Origin of the sequence: Candidatus Clostridium stratigraminis (assembly GCF_045310675.1) — a bacterium.
Taxonomy (GTDB): domain Bacteria; phylum Bacillota; class Clostridia; order Clostridiales; family Clostridiaceae; genus Clostridium_AT; species Clostridium_AT stratigraminis.
This window is the reverse complement of sequence record NZ_JBJHZZ010000002.1, coordinates 128,956-153,140: the sequence shown is the minus strand read 5'-3', so window position 1 is coordinate 153,140 and position 24,185 is coordinate 128,956. Positions and strand designations below refer to the sequence as shown.

Below are 24,185 nucleotides of genomic sequence, written 5' to 3'. Positions count from 1 at the left end.
AGACAAGTTTGATTGAGGAGGACTTCGTATGTCTTATTTGGAACTGGCAATTATTATTTTAATTATTATTTTAATTACTAAGCCCCTTGGTATATATCTTTATAAAACAGCAAATTATGAGGATATATCTAATGGCGGCTTCTTTAACTTTGCTGATAATTTTATTTACAAAATTATTGGTGTAGACAAGACGATAGGAATGGGCTGGAGAGAATATTCCAAAGCGTTTTTAATTACCAATGTAATTATGATGCTGGCAGCTTTCATTATTTTGCTTATACAAGGGGCACTGCCTTACAATCCAACTGGTGCTCATGGAATGAATTTAGCTCTTGCCTTCAACACAGCAATTAGCTTTATGACAAATACAAATCTTCAGCATTATGCTGGAGAAAGCGGGATAACCTATCTCTCTCAAATGATTATTATTGTATTTTTAATGTTTACCTCAGCAGCTTCCGGCATCGCAACAGCCTTTGCCATTATAAGAGGTATTGCACAAAAGAGAGATAGCCTTGGGAATTTCTACGTTGATTTTATAAGAATAATTACAAGGGTTTTGCTTCCATTTTCAATTGTAGCAACTCTAATACTTGTATCTCAAGGTGTGCCGCAGACGCTTGGAAAGGTTTATGCTGCTAAGACGCTGCAGGGTGGCACACAAACTATATTAACAGGACCTATAGCAGTTTTGGAGTCAATAAAGCATTTAGGTACAAACGGAGGAGGATTTTTTGCAGCAAACTCATCACATCCTTTTGAAAATCCAACTTTCTTTACAAATATAATTGAGATTTTATCGATGATGATGATACCTGCTGCTTTGATTTATACCTTTGGACTGATGGTGAAAAATAAAAAACATTCAATAGTGCTTTATGTGTCCCTGATGATTATATTTATAGGTTTAACTTCGCTTGCAATATTTTCAGAGACGCATGGTGGAAAACCATATACCAACATGGTTTTAAATAATTCTTTAGGTAATATGGAAGGAAAAGAAACAAGGTTTGGAGTAGGAGACTCTGCTATTTTTTCAGGAGTAACTACAGCTTTTACAACAGGTTCAGTAAATTCTATGCATGATTCCTTTACTCCCTTAGGAGGAGCGGTTCCTTTAACATTTATGATGCTTAATACAATATTTGGCGGAGATGGAGCAGGAATTGAAAATATAATTCTTTACGCTATACTGACAGTTTTTATCACAGGTTTGATGGTAGGAAGAACCCCGGAATACCTTGGAAATAAGATTGAGACTAGGGAAATAAAATTAGCAGCCTTGGCAATATTAATACATCCTCTTTTAATATTGTTTGCTTCAGCAATTACAATAGTTTTAGGGCTTGCAGGCGCTCATATAACAAATCCAGGCTTCCATGGACTTACTCAAATGATTTATGAATTTACAACCTCCGCAGCAAATAATGGTTCTGAATTTGCAGGCTTTAATGGAAATACAACTTATATGAATACACTGACAGGAATTATAATGCTCCTTGGAAGATATGTAACAATAGTACTTCTTATCGCTATAGCCGGTTCTATGGCCAGAAAGACTAAACTTGAGCCATCACCAGGAACCTTTAGAACAGATAATGCTCTTTTTGGTGTTTTATTTATTTCAATAATTATGATAGTTGGAGCATTAACATTTTTCCCTGCACTGATTCTTGGACCAATTTCAGAGTTTTTAAGTTTATTATAAGGAGGTGCTGAGATAATGAATAAAGAAATAATAAGAAGTGCTGTGATAAATTCCTTTAAAAAGTTAAATCCAAAATCCATGGTAAGAAATCCTATAATGTTTATTGTTGAACTTGGTACAGTGCTCACGCTGCTTGTATCGATTTTCCCTGAATTATTTAAGTCTTCTCAAAGCACTGGCTATAATCTGACTATAACTGTAGTACTATTTGTAACTGTGCTGTTTGCTAACTTTGCAGAAGCTATAGCAGAAGGAAGAGGCAAAGCACAGGCCGATACTCTTAAGAAAACCAAAAAAGATACCCAGGCTAAGTTAATGGATAAAGACGGAAATAGAAAACTCATAAGTTCCTCTGAACTTAAAAAAGGTGATATAGTTGAGGTTTCTGCAGGAGAAATTATACCAAGTGATGGAGAAATAATTGAAGGTATAGCTTCTGTAGATGAATCTGCTATAACCGGTGAATCAGCACCAGTTATAAAGGAAGCTGGAGGAGATTTTAGCTCTGTTACAGGGGGAACAAAGGTTATAAGCAATACTGTAAAAATAAAAATAACAGTCAGCACAGGAGAATCCTTCCTTGATAAAATGATAGGTCTTGTTGAAGGAGCTGCAAGACAAAAGACTCCAAACGAATTAGCATTAAGTACACTGCTCATAAGTTTAACTATAATATTTGTAGTGGTTGTTTGGACAATTATCCCTATTGCTGGTTTTGTAAAAATAAATATAGATATTGCTACTCTTATTGCTCTGCTGGTTTGTTTGATACCAACCACTATTGGAGGACTTTTATCAGCCATCGGTATTGCTGGGATGGACAGAGTAACAAAGTTTAATGTTATAGCAATGTCCGGCCGTGCAGTAGAAGTTACCGGAGACATAAGTGCTATGCTTTTGGATAAAACGGGAACAATTACCTTTGGTAATAGGATGGCGGACGAATTTGTTCCAGTAGGCGGACATACAGCCGAAGAATTAACCTACTATGCACTGTTATCATCTCTAAAAGATGCAACTCCAGAAGGGCGTTCCATTGTAGAGCTTGCTCATAAGCTTGGAACAATGGAAGAACATGGGATAGAAGAGGGTGCAGAAGTTATAGAATTTACTGCAGAAACAAGAATGAGCGGTATGATTTTTAAAAGTGGCTTGGCTGTCAGAAAGGGAGCCTCAGCAGCAGTTATTGATTATGTAAAAGCTAATGGAGGAACTATTCCTGCGGACTTAGAGGGAGAGGTTGAAAGAATTTCAAGGCTGGGAGGAACACCTCTTGTTGTAGTTAAAGATATGGAAATATTGGGCGTTATATATCTAAAGGATATAATTAAGCCAGGAATGCAGGAAAGATTTAAACAGCTTAGAGCTATGGGAATAAAGACTATTATGGTAACAGGAGATAATCCTCTTACGGCTCAAACTATAGCAAGAGAAGCCGGAGTAGATGACTTTATTGCTCAGGCAAAGCCGGAAGACAAAATTACAGCAATTAAAAATGAGCAGGCCCAGGGAAGACTTGTTGCCATGACTGGTGATGGAACAAACGATGCTCCGGCGCTTGCCCAGGCGGATGTAGGTCTTGCTATGAACAGCGGCACTATGGCTGCCAAGGAAGCTGCCAATATGATAGACTTGGATTCAGACCCTACAAAGATTATAGAAGTAGTTGAAATAGGAAAGCAGCTTCTTATGACAAGAGGTTCACTTACAACCTTCAGCATAGCAAATGATGTTGCAAAATATTTTGCAATACTTCCAGCTATAATGTCGGCTACTTTGCCGGCTATTGGAGTACTTAATATCATGAAGCTGTCATCTTCAAATAGCGCAATACTCTCAGCTTTAATATTTAATGCGGTTGTAATACCAGCCTTAATACCTATAGCTATGAGAGGGATTAAATATAAACCAGCTTCAGCAAATGCAATATTGACTAAAAACATGCTTATTTATGGTATTGGCGGAGTTATAACTCCCTTTATAGGTATTAAGATAATAGATACAATTGTACACTTGCTTATATAGTATTCATAGGTTAAAGGCCTAAATGGCCTTTAACGGGCAGGCTAGCGAGTGGGAACGAGCGAGCACAGGCTGCCCTGTGGGCGAAGCCAAAGGCCTAAATGGCCTTTAATGGGCAGACTAGCAAGTGGGAACGAGCGAGGTCAGGCTGCCCTGTGGGCGAAGCCAAAGGCCTAAATGGCCTTTAACCAGTAAACTAGCGAGTGGAACGAGAGGGTTAAATTCCCCCGTGTGACCACTAAAAGGAGGATAATTATGAAGGATGTTAAACGAGGAATTAAGCTTACTTTGATTTTTATGATTATGCTAGGCGTTATATATCCTCTTGTTATGACAGGAATTTCAAAAATAATTTTTCCAAGCAAATCAAACGGAAGCTTGGTATACAATAATGGCCTACTTATAGGGTCTTCACTTATTGGTCAGCAGTTTACAGATGGAAGATGGTTTCAGGGTAGGCCTTCTGCAGTAAATTATGATCCTTCGAAATCAGGCGGAACCAACCTTGCTATGTCAAATCCTGAATTCACTAAGGAACTGAATAAAAATATACAGGAATTTTTAAGCAAGAATCCAACCGTTAAGCAGCAGGACATTCCTACGGATATACTAACTGCCTCCGCTTCCGGCTTAGACCCTGACATAACTGTGGTTTCGGCTAAACTTCAGGCTGCTAGAGTAGCTAAAGCTAATGGGATGACTGTTGATGAAGTGGATAAAATCATAGATAATAATAAGAAGGGTAAGTTTTTAGGAATATTCGGACAGGAAAGAGTTAATGTATTAACATTAAATATGCAATTGTTAAATAGATAGATTTGAGGTGCTTGTTATGGTTCAGAAGTCACCAGATCAATTCTTAAGGGAAATTGAGAGAGCAAATAAAGGCAGATTGAAGGTATATATAGGTGCTGCCCCTGGTGTTGGGAAAACCTATCAAATGCTTAGAGATGCAGAAGAAATGAAGGAAAACGGAATAGATATTGTTATAGGCCTTGTTGAGACTTATGGTAGAAAAGGCACTATTGACCAAATTGGGGATCTTGAAATTATACCTCTTAAAGAAGTAAATTATAAGGATGTTGTTCTTAAAGAAATGGATTTGGAGGCTATTTTAAAGAGAAAACCTCAGGTAGTAATTGTAGATGAACTAGCTCATACCAACATACCAACTTCAAAAAACCAAAAACGCTACCAAGATGTACAGGAGATTATTGAAAATGGCATTAGTGTAATGACCGCTGTAAATATTCAGCATTTTGAGAGTTTGAATGATTATGTAAACAGAATGACTGGTGTAAAAGTTAGGGAAACCATACCTGATTCAATTATGGATTGGGCAGATGAGATTGAGGTTATTGATATCTCAATAGACTCTCTTAGAGAGAGATTGAAACAAGGTAAAATTTACTCAAAGGACAAAATAGAAACTGCGCTTAATAATTTCTTTAGGGTTGGAAACCTTACTGCTCTTAGGGAACTGACATTAAGGGAAGTAGCAAATGAGGTTGATGAAGACCTTATGCAATATAAAAATGCTAAAAGCGTTGAGGGTCTTGTAGGTGCACAGGAAAAAATACTTGTATGTGTTAACTTAAACTTTAATGCTGAATATCTTATAAGGCGAGGCTATAGGCTCGCAAAGATGCTTAAGGCTCCACTTTTTATCCTGTATGTTAAGAGTGAAGAGTACACAGGAGACAGAGAAAAGCTTCAGAAACTGGATAATTTAAGCCAGCTCTGTACCAAGCTTGGGGCTGAATTTAAAGTAGTTACTGCATATGATCCGTCTATACCAATAATTGAATTTACTAAGGAGCATGGCATAACTCAGGTAGTTATAGGGCAGTCTGCAAGAACAAGATCTCACGAAATTATAAGAGGGTCTATAGTACGAAAGATAATGAGCGGTATGAAATACGTCGATGTTTTAGTTGTTGCGGATCCTAGGGAATAAAATGAGCACCCTGATAATTATAATTATAATGGCTTCAAGACTAAGTATAAAAACGAACCTAAAATTTGTAGTGGTGATTGGATAAATTAGATAACAACTTAAAAAGTAAAATTTCCACAGATTATAACAATATTAAATTTACTGCATTAAACATAAACTTTAATATTGAATATTTAAAGGTTTATCCAATAACAATTGATGTAAAGAGACCCAGGCAGTCATCCAGACTTTAGACATAAGATACAACCTTTAAGAATAATACTAAGATAATTTAGCTATTAAAAGCAAGGAACTACTAGTAGATCCTTGCTTTTTTCAGATACTTAAAATTAATGCGTGAAACTACTATAAATCTAAAGTTTCAGAATACTTGTAAATATAAATATATAAATACTAACACTAATATATATATTTATATATATAGGAATAAAACCTAAATTATAGTATAATCCATATTAATTGTAAGCATTAAATTAAAGAATATTAAGAAAGAAGAAAGGCGTATAACTATGAATCAAAAAGATAGGATGTTAGCTGGTCTTCCATATAAGGCTTGGTTAGACGGACTAGCTAAAGAACGAATGGAGAATAAGAAGAAGATATATGAGTATAATCACTGTAAGCCAGATGAAAGTGTAAAAATTGATAGCTTAATAAGAGATATTCTTGGTAAAGCAGGTAAAATCATATATATTGAAGCCCCTTTTCATTGTGATTATGGAAAGAATATTGAAGTCGGAGATAATTTTTTTGCTAATTATAATTGCACTATATTAGATGTAGGAAAAGTAACCATAGGTAATAATGTCCAATTTGCTCCAAATGTTTCACTTTATACAGCTGGTCATCCCATACATCCTGATTCTCGAAATTCCGGATACGAATATGGCATTGGAATAACAATTGGAAATAATGCTTGGCTTGGAGGAAATGTTATTGTTAATCCTGGAGTTCATATTGGTAATAATGTTGTTATAGGTTCAGGAAGCGTTGTTACTAAGGATATTCCTGATAATGTAATAGCAGCAGGAAATCCTTGCAAGGTTATTCGTAAGATAACAGAAGAAGACCGTAAGTATTATTATAAAAATTATGAATTTGATGTTGATGATTATAAGTAATAATTTACCGGAGGTATTGTTATGATTTGCCCATTTTGTAGAAGAGAAATGAGTACAGGAACACTAGATACGCCCTCAAGTTTTAGGAATATTGAATGGTATCCTGAAGCAGAGAAAAGTTACTTGGGTAAGGCAGGTAATAGTATAACTGTTCGGAGTGCTGCAAAATTTGAGTTTCCAATAGCAAATCTATGTTTTCATTGTCATAAATTGATAATAGACGTTCCTGAAAGATCAAATTTTAAATTTATTGAGGAGTAAAAATTATAAATTATTTAATAAAAATAAGGTTTTACCTATGCAAAACCTTATTTTTTATTAAATCTAACTGTTATATCCTTCTGGATGGCTCAAATGCCAATTCCAAGCTGTTTTTATAATGGTTTCAAGAGAAGCAAATTTTGGCTCCCAGCCAAGTTCATCTATGGCCTTTTGAGAGGAGGCTATTAGAACAGCAGGATCCCCCGCACGCCTTGGTGCAGTTTCAGCCTTAATTTCTCTTCCCGTTACCTTTCTTGTAACTTCTATAACTTCTTTTACAGAAAAGCCCTTGCCATTTCCAAGATTAAAAATTCTACTGTCTCCGCCTTTTCTTAATCTGTCAACTGCTAAAAGATGTGCTTCTGCTAAATCCATTACGTGGATATAGTCTCTTACACAAGTTCCATCCTCAGTATTGTAGTCGTCTCCAAATATCATTATCTTTTCTCTTTTCCCTAGAGCTGCCTCAATAATTAATGGAATGAGGTGAGATTCAGGTCTGTGGTCTTCACCTATTCTGCCGCTTTCGTGAGCTCCAGCTGCATTAAAATATCTTAGTGCTGTATATTTTATTCCATAGGCATTATCACACCATTTTAAAATCTTTTCTACAGTAAGCTTAGATTCTCCATAAGGGTTTGTTGGAAAGGTCTTATCGCTTTCTAATATAGGAGTACTTTCAGGTTCACCGTAAGTTGCTGCTGTAGAGGAAAATACAATATTTTTAACACCGTAATCCTTCATAGCTCTTAATAAACTTAAGGTCCCGCCAACATTATTTTCAAAATACTTCAATGGTTCTATTACACTTTCACCAACAAGTGAATCTGCAGCGAAGTCAATAACAGCATCAATTTTATTTTCAGTAAATATATTATCTAAAACTGACCTGTCTCTTAAATCTCCTTCATAGACCTTTCCGCCTAAAACAGCCTCCCTATGACCCTTTTGAAAATTATCAAGAACAACAACATCTTCACCTTTTTCAAGCAGTGCAGCAACCATGTGACTGCCTATATATCCTGCTCCACCACATACTAAAATAGACATATTAAAAACCTCCAATTATATATAAATTTTAATTGTGTTTTATTTTAACTTTACCTACTGTAATTTTACACTATTTAGAATTTATTTTTAATCTAAAATAGTTCAATCTTCATTTTAATAATAAAACATAATTACTATATTATCTCATGAGTTCCTTCTCCTACTCCACTTAAGTAAAAGCTTGGTTCATAGCCTATAACCTTTGCATAGCCTTCTTTAACTTCCTTAATGAAGTTTTCTACCTTATCCTTTTCTACAAGAGCAATGGCACAGCCTCCAAAGCCGGCACCTGTCATTCTTGCTCCAATGCAGCCAGCTGCCTTTAAGGATTCAGAAACTATAGTATCTAGTTCTACTCCAGTAACTTCATAAAGATCTCTTAAGGAATTATGAGATTCTGTTAAAAGCCTTCCAAACTCCATTAGCTTACCTTCATTTAAGTAGTTAAAGGCTGCTTTTGTTCTTTCATTTTCATATACAGCATGTTTTGCTCTATTTCTAACATTAGTTTTAGTTAGCTTATTTTCAAGAAGGTTATACTCTTCTGCAGTTAAATCACAAAGTGCTTCTATAGACCTTTCCGCTTTTAGTATAGCAAGGGCTTCCTCACATTCAGCTCTTCTTTCATTGTATTTTGATTCATTAAGAGCCCTTCTCTTATTTGTATTCATAATAACTAAGGTAAACTCGCCTAAATCAACCTTAGCGTAATTATACTTTAAGGTTCCGCAGTCTAATAATATTGCTTCGTTTTTCCTTCCCATGCCCACTGCAAACTGATCCATTATTCCACAGTTCACACCTACAAAGCTGTTCTCTGCATTTTGTGAAATTTTAACCAATTCTACCCTATCAGCCTTTCCTTCATTAAATAAGGTATCAATAATTACAGCACTAAGCACTTCTAGGGAAGCTGAGGAAGAAAGACCTGCACCATTAGGAATATTACCACTAATTAGTATATCCATTCCTCCAAGTTTAAAGCCTTGAGCTTCCATAACCTTCATAACACCCTTAGGGTAATTAGCCCAATCATCTTCCTTCTTATAAGCTATGTTCTCTAAATTTACGTTAACCTTTAAATCAAAATTCGTTGAAGCAAAGTTTACATTTTTGTCCTTTCTTGTTCTTACTAATCCATAGGTTCCAAACTCTAAAGCACAAGGAAACACGTACCCCCCATTATAATCGATATGCTCCCCTATTAAATTTACTCTTCCTGGAGAAAAAAACACTCTAATTTCGCCCTCTCCATAAAGCTCAATAAACTTCTTTTTTAATTCCTTTAACATCAAAGCCCCTCCACAAACAATTTTTTATATAACCTCCAGAGACAGTTCCTTATGATTTCACTGGGAATCGACCCCTAAGATTTACACAGAATCATTAAGAACCGTCCCTTATGATTTATTAAACCCTAGTTTGTTCATAAATCTTGTAAAACCCTGACTTCCAGTTTCATTTCTCTTATAAACTCCGGAATCTAAAAGTACCTTAAGGAACTTGCTTCCTACTTCTTTCTTTAAAATTTCCTCTGCTCTTTCCTTTGTGCAGCTTGTGACCTGCTCTTTAATAAGTTCTTTTATCCAAGCTGCATGTTTATGAAGTATATGATTTTCATTTTCTACAGCAGCCTCTAGCGTAAGTAAATCACCTTGTAATACTTTTTCAATTTCCTTAAGCTCAGTATTTAATCTTCCAGGGAGTACTGCAAGACCCATGACCTCTATTAGCCCTATATTCTCCTTTTTTATGTGATGAAGCTCCTTATGTGGATGGAAAATACCATCTGGGAACTCTTCACTCGTTCTATTGTTTCTAAGGACAAGGTCTATTTCATAATGTCCTTCCTTGTTAATTCTAGCTATTGGAGTAATGGTATTATGAGGTACTTTTTCACCGTTAAACTCTGAATGTGCATAAATATCAGCTTTCTTGTCAGTATAATTTCTCCATTCATTTAAAGTCTTTATTGAAAGCTTTATTAGTTCTTCTTTATTAAAAGAGGAAAGTCTAATAACTGACATTGGCCACTTTACTATTCCAGCCTTAACATTTTTATATTCCTCATTTATAAAATAAGTTTCTATAGGTGCCTTTGCCATAGGGAACTCATGCCTACCGCCTTGAAAGTGTTCATGGCTTAAAATAGAGCCTCCAACTATAGGCAGGTCAGCATTAGAGCCTATAAAATAATGCGGCAGCTTTTCTACAAAATCGAAAAGCCTAACAAAGGTTTTGTCAGATATTTGCATTGGCACGTGATTCTCATGAAAAACTATGCAGTGTTCATTATAATAAACATAGGGAGAATATTGTAAATACCAATTTTCATTATTTAATTCCATTGGAATGACTCTATGATTTTGCCTTGCTGGATGGTTCACATGGCCTGCAAACCCAACGTTTTCTAGACATAATAGGCACTTTGGATAATTTGATTGGGGCCTTAATTTTGATGCTGCTATTTCCTTTGGATCTTTTTCTGGCTTGGATAAATTAACTGTTATTTCTAGATCTCCAAATTCTCCACCTGAGATCCAATATAAATTTTTCTCAATTCTATCCATTCTTATATAATTTGACGCTTTAGATAAGGCATAAAAATCATCTGTAGCCTGCTTTTTTCCTATTTCAGAATAAGTTTTATAAAATTTTTGTACTACTTCTGACTGTCTTGGCATTAATAATCCCATTATTTTTGCGTCAAGTAAGTCCCTGTTTGTAGTTGTATTCTCCTCTATAAGTCCCATATTAAAAGAGTAATCTAAGAGCTTTTCTAATATTTCCACCGGACTTTCAAGTTCCTTAAAAGCTATATTTCCTGTATAGGGCTCCTCAAGTTTAAATAAATCAAGTAAGAGATTTCTACTTGAAATTAAATCCAACTGCTCAATCATCTTATGCCTTAGAGCAAACTGCAGCAGTCTTTCCACATGGTAAGCTGCATTTATATTTTCCATTGTACCACATCTCCTAATCTGTATAAATTTATAAAATAGTTATTGATGAGTATTATACTTAGAAAACCTTTTCTATAATCTTGATATAAATGTGTTTAAACCCATTTATATTTATAAGCTATTAATTTTACTGCAGCTTTCTCTAATAACTAAGTTGGTATCTAATATAAGCTTTTTTCTGCTTTTAGTGTTGTTTTCAATAATGTCTAGTAGCTCGGCTGCTGCCCTTGCCCCTATTTCCTTCATGTTTAAGTCCACTGTAGTTAGCTTTGGCTGTGTTATGCTAGCAAGCAAAGTATTATCAAAGCCAATAATGGAAAGCTCGCTTGGAACCTTGATACCAAGCTTGTTACAAGCATTAATTATACCTACAGCCATTAGGTCATTACAGGCAAATACTGCAGTTGGTCTATCATCTCCAGTTAAAAGTGCCTCAAGCTTTCTTTCAGACCTTTCCACTACCTCAATGCTGTTTCCTTTTCCTACATTTACAATCTTCTCATAATCAAGCTTTTCTTTTTCTATTATATCCTCATAAATTTTTTGCTTAATATCATAAGAAAAGCTCTTGTGCCCTCTGAGGAAGGCAATTTTCTTATGCCCAAGCTCTAGTAAATAATTAAAGGCTTCAATAGTTCCCACTTCTTCATCATAGCAAACAAAGCTGCATTTATTACTATCTGCAGAGCCGCTAATAATTATAAGCGGCAGTGACTTTGAAAGCTTATCATAGACACCCTTTTTTAAATTTTCTATTGTGGGATCAATTATTATAATCCCATCTACTTGTCTGCCTATGTGTTCTTCAACAAGCTTAAGTTCCTTTTGTGCTTCACCTTCAGTGTTAGAAAGAGAAATGCTGTAGCCCTTAGATTTCACAGCTTCATCTATAGCTTCTACTATTGTTGGGAAAAATAAATTTGTTATCCCAGGAACAATAACTCCTATCATAGAACTTTTTTTAGTAATAAGGCTTCTTGCCATAGCATTTGGCTTATAATTAAGCTTCTCAATGGCACCTTCTATTTTAATCCTAGTTTCTTCTTTAACGGGATAATTATTGTTTAATACCCTAGATACTGTAGTAATTGATACCCCAGCTTCTTTGGCAACATCATTAATTGTTATTGACATATTCTCACCCTTTAGAAAACCTTTTCTATAACTTGATTGTACCATATAGGAATTCTAAATTCAATACTAAGTAAATTGAAATTTATTGTAAACATAATAAATTTGGATACTAAAAAAAGCCAATTGCTTCATAGAGATTAGATATATGCTCTAATTGGTAAATTGACTTTTTACTTATATTGCAATATTATTCAATAAACTATGATAACAACCTGATATGTTAGCATTTGGATTTTTAAATTAATATGAAAATTAAAATTAATAGTAGTATTTTTCATCTCTAAAATTATTTATTAATTCTATTATCTTTTCAGTAAGCAGAGTGAAAATCTCTTTTCCTTTTTCCTTTGTTGCTAGCGTTGCATCACCAGTCAGTGCGTTTTCAAATAGTTCCTTCCCCCTATCCTTATAGAAAACCTTCATACGCGGCTTTTTATCATTCTTCATAGCTTTGTCCATTTGTACAAGTTTTTCATCATAATATAAAATTGCAGAAGTTTCATCTTCACCGCCGTGACCTTGCCCTTCTGTAATTGTTAGTATTTCCTTGGAAAAATCAAGCCACCAATTTATTATAATTACATTCAAACCAAGCTGCATAAGCCTTTCTGCTGCAAGATTCAGTGCATTTATATTTCCCCCATGTCCATTTAATAGGACAAGCTTCTTGATTCCATTATTAAAAAGGCTCTTACAAGCATAATAAACATAGTTTGCCATAACCTCAGATGGTATATGAATAGTACCGTCATAAATAGACAAATCATAGCTTTGGCCAAATGGAATTTCAGGGGCTATCCAAAGCTTATCACCTATTTTTTCATTGATTTTACTACAAAATAGTCTTGGCGAAAACACATCAGTTCCAAGCGGAAGATGGTGTCCATGTGCTTCCACAGAACCTATAGGCATAATAGCCATATTAGCTTTGTCCAAATTTTTCTTAAAGTCATCACTTGTATATTCTACTAAGTACATTAATATCACCTACTTTTATTAAATATTACTCACTATTTGAGTTACAAACCTTTGTAAATACTGCTCATTTAGTAAAAAGAAAATTAATTTAGAACATAATAACCCAAAAATGATTCCTGCCATTACATCAGATGGATAATGCAGGTAAAGATAAATTCTTGACAGTGCAATTAGAAATGCTATAAACAAAAATACCAATCTATATTGAGTAAAATACACTGATAAAACCCCTGAGACAGCAAAGGAAGATAAGGTGTGTCCCGAAGGGAAGGAATAGGAAATTGGTTTTGATATTGAGGGTACTATATTGTTATGGGAATTAAACGGTCTTGCTCTTCTTACAATATGTTTAATTACTCCCTCTCCTATAACTGTACTTATAATTAAGGTTACTAATACAACTTTCCCTATATCCTGTTGATTATCCAAAATAAGTCCGATGGCAATTATAATCCATACAACTCCTAAATTTCCGAGATCAGTCATTATTGGCATTAGAAAATCTAAAAACTTACTTTCCAAATGTCTATTTATAAATAATAATCCATTTATATCAAATTTATTAATTTTTTTAGGAATATTATATTTCAATGCCCCACCTACTTTACCATTTTTATTTTAACTATTATTTTATATTTATTTTAATATAAAAATAAAACAAATAATAGATAGAAAATTGTAAAATAACAAAACTTAATATTTTTATAATAAATATTTAATCTATAATAGTAAGCAGTGTGGTAAGTAATGGATAATTTTTTGAAATATATTCTGAGTTAATTACAACAGCTGTATTTTTTATTAGTTGAATATAGAAAATACTGGAATGATGTTCGTGCTTAAGATATAATAATAGAAGAAGTTCTTTATTTATTATGAAATAAATGGGGGTATTTTTGTGACAGATAAACATAGAAATATTTTAAAGTATAGAAAATTTGCCTTGGGTTGTTTATTTATTTCTATAATACTAAGTATATTAGCCCGAATTTTATCTTTTAGCGGCTCCTCAGTGTTAACAAAAATATTTCTATATCCAGGAATAGCACTATTAATATGTTTCATTGTTATATCTTTTGTTTTCTGGAGATGTCCCCGCTGCAAAGAACGATTACCTATAAGATTTGATTACAAAAATAATGTTGATGAGGTTTTATGTCCATATTGCAATATGAACCTCCTGCATGATGACGTTAATAATAAATAAATTATAAAGATAACGGTGGAATAATATGAAGTTAATTAAAAACTCAATATGAGACAGTAGTGATGATATAAGCTTCATAATTTCAACTTATATTATTAATAAAGAAAAACCAAATGGAAAGATAGGGGAATTATGAATGTAACAAGATGTAGATATTGTTGCAGCATGATAATAAATCAAGAATTGACGAATATAAAATTAAAACAGGTTTTACCAATAGGTAAAACCTGTTATTTTTACTTTTCTTTATAAACAACCCCGCCAGTTGCTTGATTTGTTGGAGTTATTGTAACTTCACAGATTTGTACATGTTCTGGAACTGATGCTGCATAGAGTGCTACATCTGCAATATCATCAGCAGTGAGAGCCTTAATTCCTTTATATACATCTGAAGCTTTATCCTCATTTCCGTGGAATCTTACAACACTAAAATTAGTTTCTACCATTCCAGGCTGGATATTTGTTACCTTAATAGGGGTATCCACAACATCCATTCTTAGTCCATCACTAATAAACTTAACAGCTGCCTTTGTAGCGCAGTAAACAGCACCATTTGGATATGCGAAAATACCTGCAGTTGAACCAATGTTAATAACATGTCCTTTTCTGTTTTCCACCATAATTGGAACTATCTTTCTAGTCATATATAAAAGACCTTTAATATTTGTATCTATCATTGTGTCAAAGTCTTCTAAGCTTCCTTCCTGGAGCTTTTCAAGTCCTAAGGCAAGCCCAGCATTGTTGACAAGTATATCAATACTATTAAGTTCTTTTGGCAGGTTTTCAAAAACCTTATCTACAGCATTTTTATCCCTCACATCAAGCTCGTAAGCGTATACCTTAGCTGCATAAGTCTTTTCAAGCTCAGCTTTGAAGGCATTAAGTTTTTCCATATTTCTTGCACAAAGTAGTAATACTGCTCCTTCCTTTGCAAACTTTCTTGCAATTGCATTCCCAATTCCGCTTGTAGCACCTGTAATAAAAACAATTTTATTTTTCAGCATAATATATTCCCCTTTTTAGTTTAATTTAAATTGGTCTACTATATCTCTCATGGACTTTGCTTTATAAGTAAGTTTTTCAGCTGATGCTGCTACCTCTTCTGAGGATGCATTCATTTCCTGCATAGAAGCTGCTATTTCTTCTGAGGATGCAGATACTTCTTCAGCTGAGGCTAAAACCGTATCCATATTATTGATTATAGCATTCTTTTCCTTATCTATATTTATTACAGATCCATTTATATTTTCTATTTTAGGTAAAATATCTTCCACTGCATTTACAATTTTCTTAAAGGATTCTATAGAGGTTCCAATAATACCAATCTGGCTATTTAGCTTATCGTTAACACTTTCAGTAGTATTTATAACAATAGTACTCTTTTCAGATATCTCGCTAACTAAACTGCTTATATCTTCAGAGGATTCCTTAGCCTTTTCTGCTAGCTTTCTTATTTCATCTGCCACAACAGCAAAACCTTTTCCAGATTCTCCAGCTCGTGCAGCTTCGATTGCTGCATTTAAAGCTAGTAGGTTGGTCTGTTCTGCTACATTTAGAATTAAATTAGTAATTTCATTTATTTTAGATATATCTTGTCCAAGGTTTAAAACCCCATCCTTTGTTTCCTTAAAGCCAATACTGATTTCTTCAATAGATTTTGCAACTAAATTCATATCTTTATTACTTTCAGCAGACATTTGATTAATTATTTTTGTATTACCGTCCACGTCTTCCACGGCATTAACAATTTTAACTACATCAGTACTAAATGTATTTAAAGTATCATTTACCTCTGATACTTCTTTTGCTTGATTATTAGCACCACCTGCGACATCCTGAATTGTTGATGCTACTTCCTGAGATGAAGAAGCCATTTCTTCCGATATTGCAGAAAGTGTTTCTGATTGGCTCATTATGTCTTCTGAATTATCTTTTATTGTTTTTATCATTGAGGATATATTTTCCACTAACTTCAGTAGCTGTTTATTCATTTTCCCAAATTCATTTTTGCTGTCATCTTCTATTTTGATTGTGAAATCTCCATTTGATACCTTAATTAAATTTTCGCCAATTTCTTTAATTGATATACTGATAGTTTTTGTTATGAAAATATATAATATTAATAAAATTAAGAAGGTACATAATGCTATTATCATAAATACATATCTAGAATTATTAAAGATTAAATTACCTTGATTATTAAGATTATCTGCCTCATCTACATTATATTTAACTAAATCCCCAAGCCTTGTAATAGTGGCATCAGCAATTTTCGCAGCTGCTTTTGACTCCTCTTCTGTTGGTTTAGTATCTATAGTTATTTTTGAACTTAAAGTATTCCATTGCTGCATATAGCTAGAAATGTCATTTTTTACATCTGACATTATCTTTTTTTCATCATCCGACATATAAGTTTGTTCTAATTGCTTCATAATATTATTTATTTCCGAATAATATCCATTTATGGCTATATTTGTGTCAGCTTTATTGCTGTAATCTGCACTAACTACCTTCATATTAATAAATATAAAGTCTCTTCTTATATCAGCTACCTTAGTCGAAGGAAGTAACCTGTCAATATACATTTTATCCATATTACCTTTAATTTTATTCATATCATTAATACCAACAATGGATATAGAAATTATTGATATCATTGCAAAGATAGATATAATACGAACGGCGTTAGTTACTTTAAAATTTTTAAAAAATTTCATTTCATACTCCTCCAAGCTTTATAAGTTAGTGTAGTTTAAATTGAAGTATTAATATTTTAAAATGCAATTTAATTTGATAATTAATTTTGCTTTTTTAAAATTACTTCTAAATTAATTTTATAAATTTTAATAATATCACCTATATCTTACACTTATTACTATAAAATATCAATATAATACAGCTTTTAACATATGGTGACACACTTTTATAAAATTAAAATAATAAAAATAGTGGCATGTACATGAATTGTTGCTCATGTGCATGCCACTATTTTTTTCTAATTTTTAGAATAAAACTCAAGAACCTTTGAATATTTAACTTCTACAGGAACCTCTTCTGTATTTGGAAGTTTTAAAAACTTGCCTGAGAAATGATCTGTATCTTTCTCCATATAATTTACAGTGAGTCCTGAAGCTATGAAGTTAGATGTAAAGGTTTCTACCTTTTGAGATTTTTCCCTTAAGGCTACTACATCATTGATACTTACTTTGTAAGAAGGAATATTAACCCTTTTCCCATTTACGAGAATATGGCCATGACCAACCATTTGCCTTGCTTGTCTCAAGGTTGATCCGAAGCCTAATCTATATACTACACTGTCAAGTCTTCTTTCTAAGCTTTGAATCAAAATATCCTCGGATTTTTCTTTTGATTTTAATGCATCAAATACAGCCTTTTTAAATTGTTTCTCCAGCACACCATAGTATGCCTTTAACTTTTGTTTTTCTAGTAACTGCTCCCCATACTCAGAAAGCTTGTTTTGTTTTTTTACACCCCTTTGTAAGGCCTTAGGGTGATAAAATACATTTACACCTAGACGTCTTGCTAATTTGAACCTAGGTCCCATATATTTCGCCATTTTTATACCTCCAATAATTGAAGAGCATATGCTAAGTAGGCATAGCCCTAGTATTTTTATCGCGGTAGTAATTTGGCGCCAGTCAGCCGTAATTTTATAATAGCATATAGAGATTAAATTGTAAATGATAATATTTATCACTTACAGAAATAAAGAAAAGTATAACTATGTTTAAAAGCATATATAATCAATATTTAATTTATTAATTAAGTGTTTCTTAAACCTTACATTTAGAATAATCACAATATAATAAGTTGTTAGATAATGTTATAATTTATTCATATATTCTTCTACTAAATTTAAAAACACAGTTACTCCAAGTAAATCAGCACTGCCCCCTGGACTTATGTTTTTCTCTATAAATTCCTCACATAGTGCCTCTATCTTCTCTTTGCCTTTAATAGTCCTCACTCCGCCATCATTAATTATGTCCTTAGCCTTCTCCTTTACAATCTGCAGTACCTTAGGATCATGTCTATGTATTATTGTGGAATCATTACAGATTTGCATAATTCCAATTAAGGTATTTACTAATCTGTCGTTTTCACTTAAGTCTAAGGATTTTTTATAGTACTCTAAGGAAAAGTTAAAAACAGTGGGAATACCTTTCTCCACTTCTCCTCGGACACCTTCATTTCTGTATTTCAAATACAGCTTTTCGCCATGGGATAAATCACCATTTTCCTTTAATACAGAAAGTTCTTTTTCAACAATACCTGCTGTCATCTCTTTAATAATATTTTGTATTCCGTTAAAGCCTTTTTTTTCATAAATAGCCTTAGTAGATGCAGCACAGGCTATGCCCATTAGAAACAGCATACCTTTGTGAGTATTTATTCCCTTTGTTTTATTGAACATATCCTTTTCGGCCTCTATGCCAATACTTCGTATAGAATTAAAAATACTTTTACAGCTCTCATCTGAATATCCCACTTCAGCAAATAATACAAAATACTTACTAAGTGCTGATATACTGTCTATAAAAGTAAAATAATTCATATCCTTATGGGCCCCATTAGATATGGGAGATACTAATCCTGGAGAAGGGTAACAGCTGACTTCATAAAGCATTGCCTGCACAGCAAAGCTGCTAATTGTTTGAGATGCTTCCTTTAATGTAATTACTTTCTCAATTTTCATTTCTAACTCCTAAGACAGCTGCAAACCCGTTAAACTTCCAGCTGATATTATATTATACTTTATTATAATTCATTTTTTTAATGGCAGCCATATGAACTTATTACTTATTTCTAATTCGGTATTAAATATTGAGTTATGTTAATTACTTAAGTATAATTAAATAAAAAGACATAAGGAGGTAAACATTCCTATGCAGCTATATTTTATTTTATCTCTTATCGCTTCTGTTCTGGTTGTAATTTTTGCGGTTATGAACGCTGGTGCTGTTCCTGTGAAAGTTTTTTTTGCAACCTATAATTTTTCACTGGCAATAATTATATTTATTTCTACGGCCTTTGGTGCAGTAATTGCTGCAATGCTTGGCCTAGTTAAACAATTTAAACTAAAAAAAGAAATAAAAAAAATTACTAATGATAATCAGCTACTTAAACAAGAAAATTTGAAATTAAAAGATGAGAAAGTGCAATAAATGAAAATGACATGTGTTATTATCACACATGCCATTTTCATTACCATGATTATTTTATATTTTAAAACTTAAAGCTAATCTGCTTAACTTATCAGCTATTTCTGCCTGGCTTTGAGCGGTCATTGCAACTTGTTCAATAGCTTTATTGGTTTCATTCATGCTTGCTAAAATAGCCTCTGAACTTTCAGTATTATTTTGCATATTTCCTGCAATAGTTTGTACTACACTGGATATTTCTTCTGTAGATGCATTTAATTCCTCTGTCATAGATGCAATATTCTGAGACAATTCATTAACATAAACTGCATCTTTCTCGTAATTGTTTCCCGTATCAATTAATAGATCATAATCTTTTCTAACCCTGCTGTCAATATAATCTAATACATCCTTTGCGTTAACTGACAGATTATCAACAGCCTCCTGCACATTTGAAACCACACCTTGGATTTTTCCAACATAATCTGAGGATTGCTCTGCTAGCTTTCTTACTTCATCTGCTACAACTGCAAAGCCTTTTCCCTGCTCACCTGCCCTAGCAGCTTCTATGGCAGCATTTAAAGCTAATAAATTAGTCTGTTCGGCAATTGAAGCAATAGAATTAGCGATTATATTAATTTCACTTACAACTTTGCCTTTTTCAATAGCATTTATAATATTTCTTTGTTTTTCTTCATATAAATCATCAGCTATATTTTTAGATTCAAATCCCTTATGCTTTATCACAGAAGCTCTCTCTTTAATTTGGATAGATTCTTCACTGCTTTCCATAGAATTTGAGGACAATTGGCTAATTCCTGAATTAACTTGATCCATAGTTGCTGATAGTTCTTCAGTAATTGCATTTACCTCTTGTATATTCTGTACAATAATGGATGTACTCTGATCAATATTCTGAAAATTTGTTGTCATTTCTTCCATAGTAGCAGACAATTCTTCACTTGATGCTGTAACTTCTTGTGATTCTTCTATTATATTTTGAATCATTAATTTAACGTTTTCTTTTGCAGTATTTAAAGCCTTGATTAATTTTCCTAATTCATCATTGGTTTTAACTTCCAAGTTATGTGTTAAATCGCCCTTTCCCATAGCTTCAGCAAATTCTAAACCGGTTTTTATTACTCTAGATATATAAAGTGCTAATACTAACCCAATTGCAATTGCTAAAATTAATCCAAAGACAATAACAGAATACATTATTATAACTTCTTGCTTATAAAATGCTTTATTATTTATATCAGCTTGCCTAGCCATTTCCTGATTTTTTGTTATTAGTTCATCAAGCTTTGTAAACATATTCTTTCTAACATCAGTTACTCCAGCCAATTCACTATTTGCCTCGTCAAATTTGCCACGCTGCACTGAATCTAAGACAATTGTTCTTTTAGTTCTATAGTTCTCCATTAAGTTATTAAAATCATTAAAGGTTTTGCGAAGATCATCAGAAAGAGGTCTTTTACTATAAGAGTCTATGTATTTTGTATTAATATTTTTTAATGAATCTATTTGATTTACAGCATCTTGTATTTCAGCAGAATCTCTAGATAATACAGCTGTTACTAGATATCCTCTTATATCTAGTAAGTTTTCCTTGATTAAATGTAATTCATCAATACTTTGAAGATTATAGCTATAGATTGTTTCTGCATCCTTTTCAATTTTACCTATTCCATAACTTCCCAAAACTCCTACAACTCCAAGCAAAACTGCAATAGATATAAATCCAGCTACTAATTTTACCTTAATTGATAAATTCCCGATAAATTTCATCCATATTCCCCCAATATTCAATATCATTAACAAAATATCCACATACCATGCTATTATTACATTATTCGCTATATTATGTCAAATTAATAGCCCTAGTAAAAGAATAAAATACAAGCAGCATGAAATTTAAAACTGTTTCATGTTGCTTGTACTTTTACAACAAAAATTAATTACATTTTATAATTTTAGCTAAAGGATAAATGAACTTTAGCTTCCTGAAAAAATTACAGTCACTCTTAATTAATAAGTTATGTGAATGTCGTTATAAAGCTTTTTCCATTGTTAATAGCATTTCTTTTACGTCGAGGCCTCCAGCATACCCCACCAGTTTTCCATTAGACCCAATAACTCGATGACAGGGTATAAAAATTGCGATTGGATTTTTGTTATTTGCCATACCCACAGCACGACATGCTTTCTCATTTCCTACTTTTATAGCTACATCCTTATAGCTATAAGTTTTGCCATATGGAATTTCCTGCAGAACCTTCCACACCTTTTTCTGAAATTCTGTACCCTCTGGTGCAAGAGGTAAATCAAACACTTGTCTTTTCCCATCGAAGTATTCCTGAAGTTCTTCATTTGCTTTTTTAAGCAAAGCTGTTTCAGATAGGCTTACATCCTTAGGAATTATTTCTCCAAAATCAACACGAGTAATTGCTGTACCATTTTCAACAATTCCTATTTTCCCAATTTTAGTTTCGTAATAAAATGCATTATTCATGTACTAGCACCTTCCCAAAATGTAATATACACTGCAGCTCAGTTAGTTTTCATATTTAAGTCTCACTTCTTATAAAATACATAGATCACATATACTGATGAGCCATTATAACTAAAGATATTATAACATATAATGGGTCAAAACCTCCACCCTACATTAGTTTTAGCCTTAAAATATTAAGGGGTGTAATATACCAATAATATACAAAATTAATCAGTTAATATACAATTGGATTATGTTGTAGTTACGTTAAGTATAAATTAAGAGAACTTTTAATGACTTTATAAGAAATCTCACATTATCTTTGCAATTCTTTATGAGAAATTTTTCAGAATATATTGATAGAAAATATATATATAAATTGTATTAATAGGTGTAAGAGCTCTTATACGTAAGGAGGAGATTAAATAATGGAGGATAGCTTAATTATAAATTATATAAAGAAGAAAAATGAAAAAGGCATGGAAATGCTTATTGATATCTATGGTGGGTTAATTACCACTATAGTAAGAAAGCATTTATTTAACCTGCAAAATGTACAAGAAGAGTGTATTGATGACATATTACTTGCTATATGGAACAACATAGACAGCTTTAATAAAGATAAGAATAGTTTCAAAAATTGGATAGGCGCCATTTCTAAATATAATGCTATTAATTATAAAAAGAAATATATTAAGGGACTTATACATGAAGACATTGATATATATTCATTTGAAGCTAGCGATAATGTAGAAAATGACTTATTAAAGAATGAATTAAAAGCAGAAGTTAAAAGTTTATTAAATAATTTAAAAGATGATGATAAGGAAATCTTTATAAAACACTACCTTGAAGAAAGGGACATATACTCCATTTCAAAAGAAATGAATATGAAAGCCTCAGTAGTATATAACAGGTTGTCAAGAGGACGAAAAAAATTAAGAAGTAAAACTGAAACATTAATATAAGAGGTGAGTTTATGAACAATGATTTTGATATTTTTAATGATATTGTGATGGACTTTGATGAATATGAACAAGTTAACGTAACTGATTTAGATACAGCAAGGATAAAGAAAAGATTTATAAATAAAATAAAGAGAAATAACAGTAAAGTTGCCAAAAAAAATATAATAGCGGCTTCTTTAGTCATAGCCATTGCTAGTAGTATGATTTTTAGTAATGAGTCTGTAAGGGCACAGATAAATTCAATTGGTGTAAATATTGTAAGCTTCTTCAATAAAAGTGATAATGATATAGAGAGCTACACAACTAAAGTAGTAAAATCTGTTACTGATAAAGGTGTTACATTTGGCATCAATGAAGTTATGCTTGATTATGGTCAAATAATTGCAAGCCTAAGGATTGATAGTAGTGGTATTGATAGAAAAGAATTGAGTATAGAACAAAATGGTGATTTAAATATAATACCAACTGGAATAACGGTATTTGTAGATGGTAAAGAGCTAGTGGACCGTAGTGGTGGATTCAAAATGCAGTATAATGACGATGGTACAGTTGACATATTAATGACCGAAGACTTTAATGAGGTAGATTTAAACAAAACATATAATGTTAAATTTGTTTGCAGACAGCTAAGAACTCAAATTAATGGCGAAAGTAATAGAATTATAAATGGGAATTGGAGTATTGATTTTCTTTCTAGTGGTAAGGCTATGGCAGATTTAATAAAGACTATTCCTATTAATAAAGAAATATCAATAAATTATGCTGGAGATGAAGTAAACATATTTCTAAAGGAATTAAGATATTCTCCATATTCAGTAAAGTTAATATGCGATGAACACGGTCCCAAAGAAAAAATGTACATGTATGGCTTTACACTTTTTGATGAAAGTGGAAACCAGTTTGATTTAAATTCGGGAGGAAGTATTGAAACAGGTGATTCGATGTATGAGTATATAATTAAAAATACCACTAAAAAGATTAAAATTATACCCCATATTTATGAAAATAAAAAGATGACCTTTTTAAAGGATAACGGTGTTGATGTAGATTTATCAACAATTTAGTAATAAAGCATTTATAATGGGTGTAGGAAAAGTAGAAGTTTGGCAATGTGTATTTAGTATTAAAATTAATATGTCTAAAGATTTGCTTATATT

General features: G+C 32.6%; 22 protein-coding genes. 10 read left to right on the top strand and 12 right to left on the bottom strand.

Annotated elements, in window-relative coordinates:
- Nucleotides 1-28 precede the first annotated feature (28 nt).
- From kdpA to ACJDUG_RS05035, 6 genes are all read left to right on the top strand, one after another.
- Nucleotides 29-1,708: a potassium-transporting ATPase subunit KdpA gene (gene kdpA, locus ACJDUG_RS05060; protein ID WP_406768819.1), complete on the top strand. Its 1,680-nt coding sequence runs from the start codon at nt 29-31 to the stop codon at nt 1,706-1,708.
- A 15-nt stretch (nt 1,709-1,723) separates the two neighbouring features.
- Nucleotides 1,724-3,733 (top strand): potassium-transporting ATPase subunit KdpB, encoded by a 2,010-nt coding sequence (gene kdpB, locus ACJDUG_RS05055; RefSeq protein WP_406768818.1) that lies wholly within the window; start codon nt 1,724-1,726, stop codon nt 3,731-3,733.
- Between the two features lie 252 nt (nt 3,734-3,985).
- Nucleotides 3,986-4,546 carry a potassium-transporting ATPase subunit KdpC gene (gene kdpC / locus ACJDUG_RS05050; RefSeq protein ID WP_406768817.1) on the top strand — a complete coding sequence of 187 codons (561 nt, stop codon included), beginning with the start codon at nt 3,986-3,988 and terminating at the stop codon, nt 4,544-4,546.
- 16 nt (nt 4,547-4,562) lie between these two features.
- The gene (kdpDN, locus tag ACJDUG_RS05045; protein WP_406768816.1) at nt 4,563-5,687 is read left to right on the top strand and encodes a KdpD-like non-kinase potassium sensor; all 1,125 of its coding nucleotides are present in this window, start codon (nt 4,563-4,565) and stop codon (nt 5,685-5,687) included.
- A 509-nt stretch (nt 5,688-6,196) separates the two neighbouring features.
- Entirely contained in the window at nt 6,197-6,808 is a 612-nt protein-coding gene (locus ACJDUG_RS05040; protein ID WP_406768815.1) for a sugar O-acetyltransferase, read from the top strand.
- A 21-nt stretch (nt 6,809-6,829) separates the two neighbouring features.
- Complete coding sequence (locus ACJDUG_RS05035) at nt 6,830-7,069, top strand: PF20097 family protein (RefSeq protein WP_406768814.1); 240 nt, start codon at nt 6,830-6,832, stop codon at nt 7,067-7,069.
- Between the two features lie 63 nt (nt 7,070-7,132).
- Here ACJDUG_RS05035 and galE read toward each other — a convergent pair whose 3' ends face one another.
- From galE to ACJDUG_RS05005, 6 genes are all read right to left on the bottom strand, one after another.
- Nucleotides 7,133-8,119, bottom strand: a complete 987-nt coding sequence (galE, locus tag ACJDUG_RS05030; protein ID WP_406768813.1) for a UDP-glucose 4-epimerase GalE — start codon at nt 8,117-8,119, stop codon at nt 7,133-7,135.
- Nucleotides 8,120-8,253: 134 nt separating this feature from the next.
- A complete protein-coding gene (locus ACJDUG_RS05025; protein WP_406768812.1) occupies nt 8,254-9,411 on the bottom strand; it encodes a galactokinase in 1,158 nt (385 codons plus the stop codon).
- A gap of 108 nt (nt 9,412-9,519) precedes the next feature.
- Nucleotides 9,520-11,082: a UDP-glucose--hexose-1-phosphate uridylyltransferase gene (gene galT, locus ACJDUG_RS05020; protein ID WP_406768811.1), complete on the bottom strand. Its 1,563-nt coding sequence runs from the start codon at nt 11,080-11,082 to the stop codon at nt 9,520-9,522.
- A gap of 111 nt (nt 11,083-11,193) precedes the next feature.
- Nucleotides 11,194-12,216, bottom strand: a complete 1,023-nt coding sequence (locus tag ACJDUG_RS05015; RefSeq protein WP_406768810.1) for a LacI family DNA-binding transcriptional regulator — start codon at nt 12,214-12,216, stop codon at nt 11,194-11,196.
- Between the two features lie 258 nt (nt 12,217-12,474).
- Nucleotides 12,475-13,194 carry a creatininase family protein gene (locus ACJDUG_RS05010; RefSeq protein ID WP_406768809.1) on the bottom strand — a complete coding sequence of 240 codons (720 nt, stop codon included), beginning with the start codon at nt 13,192-13,194 and terminating at the stop codon, nt 12,475-12,477.
- An 18-nt stretch (nt 13,195-13,212) separates the two neighbouring features.
- Nucleotides 13,213-13,785, bottom strand: coding sequence for a phosphatase PAP2 family protein (locus ACJDUG_RS05005; protein WP_406768808.1), 573 nt, complete (start codon nt 13,783-13,785; stop codon nt 13,213-13,215).
- Between the two features lie 307 nt (nt 13,786-14,092).
- Between ACJDUG_RS05005 and ACJDUG_RS05000 the strand changes: the two genes are divergently transcribed.
- On the top strand, nt 14,093-14,401 hold the full coding sequence (locus ACJDUG_RS05000; protein WP_406768807.1) for a hypothetical protein: 309 nt from the start codon (nt 14,093-14,095) through the stop codon (nt 14,399-14,401).
- Nucleotides 14,402-14,637: 236 nt separating this feature from the next.
- Here ACJDUG_RS05000 and ACJDUG_RS04995 read toward each other — a convergent pair whose 3' ends face one another.
- From ACJDUG_RS04995 to citG, 4 genes are all read right to left on the bottom strand, one after another.
- On the bottom strand, nt 14,638-15,405 hold the full coding sequence (locus ACJDUG_RS04995; protein ID WP_406768806.1) for an SDR family NAD(P)-dependent oxidoreductase: 768 nt from the start codon (nt 15,403-15,405) through the stop codon (nt 14,638-14,640).
- Between the two features lie 15 nt (nt 15,406-15,420).
- Nucleotides 15,421-17,118, bottom strand: a complete 1,698-nt coding sequence (locus tag ACJDUG_RS04990; RefSeq protein ID WP_406768805.1) for a methyl-accepting chemotaxis protein — start codon at nt 17,116-17,118, stop codon at nt 15,421-15,423.
- A 278-nt stretch (nt 17,119-17,396) separates the two neighbouring features.
- On the bottom strand, nt 17,397-17,978 hold the full coding sequence (rpsD, locus tag ACJDUG_RS04985) for a 30S ribosomal protein S4 (RefSeq protein ID WP_406768804.1): 582 nt from the start codon (nt 17,976-17,978) through the stop codon (nt 17,397-17,399).
- 267 nt (nt 17,979-18,245) lie between these two features.
- The gene (gene citG / locus ACJDUG_RS04980) at nt 18,246-19,118 is read right to left on the bottom strand and encodes a triphosphoribosyl-dephospho-CoA synthase CitG (protein WP_406768803.1); all 873 of its coding nucleotides are present in this window, start codon (nt 19,116-19,118) and stop codon (nt 18,246-18,248) included.
- Nucleotides 19,119-19,308: 190 nt separating this feature from the next.
- Here citG and ACJDUG_RS04975 point away from each other — a divergent pair, with 190 nt between their 5' ends.
- Nucleotides 19,309-19,587 (top strand): LapA family protein, encoded by a 279-nt coding sequence (locus tag ACJDUG_RS04975; RefSeq protein WP_406768802.1) that lies wholly within the window; start codon nt 19,309-19,311, stop codon nt 19,585-19,587.
- Between the two features lie 54 nt (nt 19,588-19,641).
- Here ACJDUG_RS04975 and ACJDUG_RS04970 read toward each other — a convergent pair whose 3' ends face one another.
- A complete protein-coding gene (locus ACJDUG_RS04970; RefSeq protein ID WP_406768801.1) occupies nt 19,642-21,354 on the bottom strand; it encodes a methyl-accepting chemotaxis protein in 1,713 nt (570 codons plus the stop codon).
- Between the two features lie 262 nt (nt 21,355-21,616).
- Entirely contained in the window at nt 21,617-22,078 is a 462-nt protein-coding gene (locus tag ACJDUG_RS04965; RefSeq protein ID WP_406768800.1) for a methylated-DNA--[protein]-cysteine S-methyltransferase, read from the bottom strand.
- 410 nt (nt 22,079-22,488) lie between these two features.
- Here ACJDUG_RS04965 and ACJDUG_RS04960 point away from each other — a divergent pair, with 410 nt between their 5' ends.
- Together ACJDUG_RS04960 and ACJDUG_RS04955 are read left to right on the top strand one after the other, a co-directional pair.
- Nucleotides 22,489-23,028, top strand: a complete 540-nt coding sequence (locus ACJDUG_RS04960) for a sigma-70 family RNA polymerase sigma factor (protein WP_406768799.1) — start codon at nt 22,489-22,491, stop codon at nt 23,026-23,028.
- 11 nt (nt 23,029-23,039) lie between these two features.
- Entirely contained in the window at nt 23,040-24,092 is a 1,053-nt protein-coding gene (locus ACJDUG_RS04955; RefSeq protein WP_406768798.1) for a DUF4179 domain-containing protein, read from the top strand.
- Nucleotides 24,093-24,185: the final 93 nt, after the last annotated feature.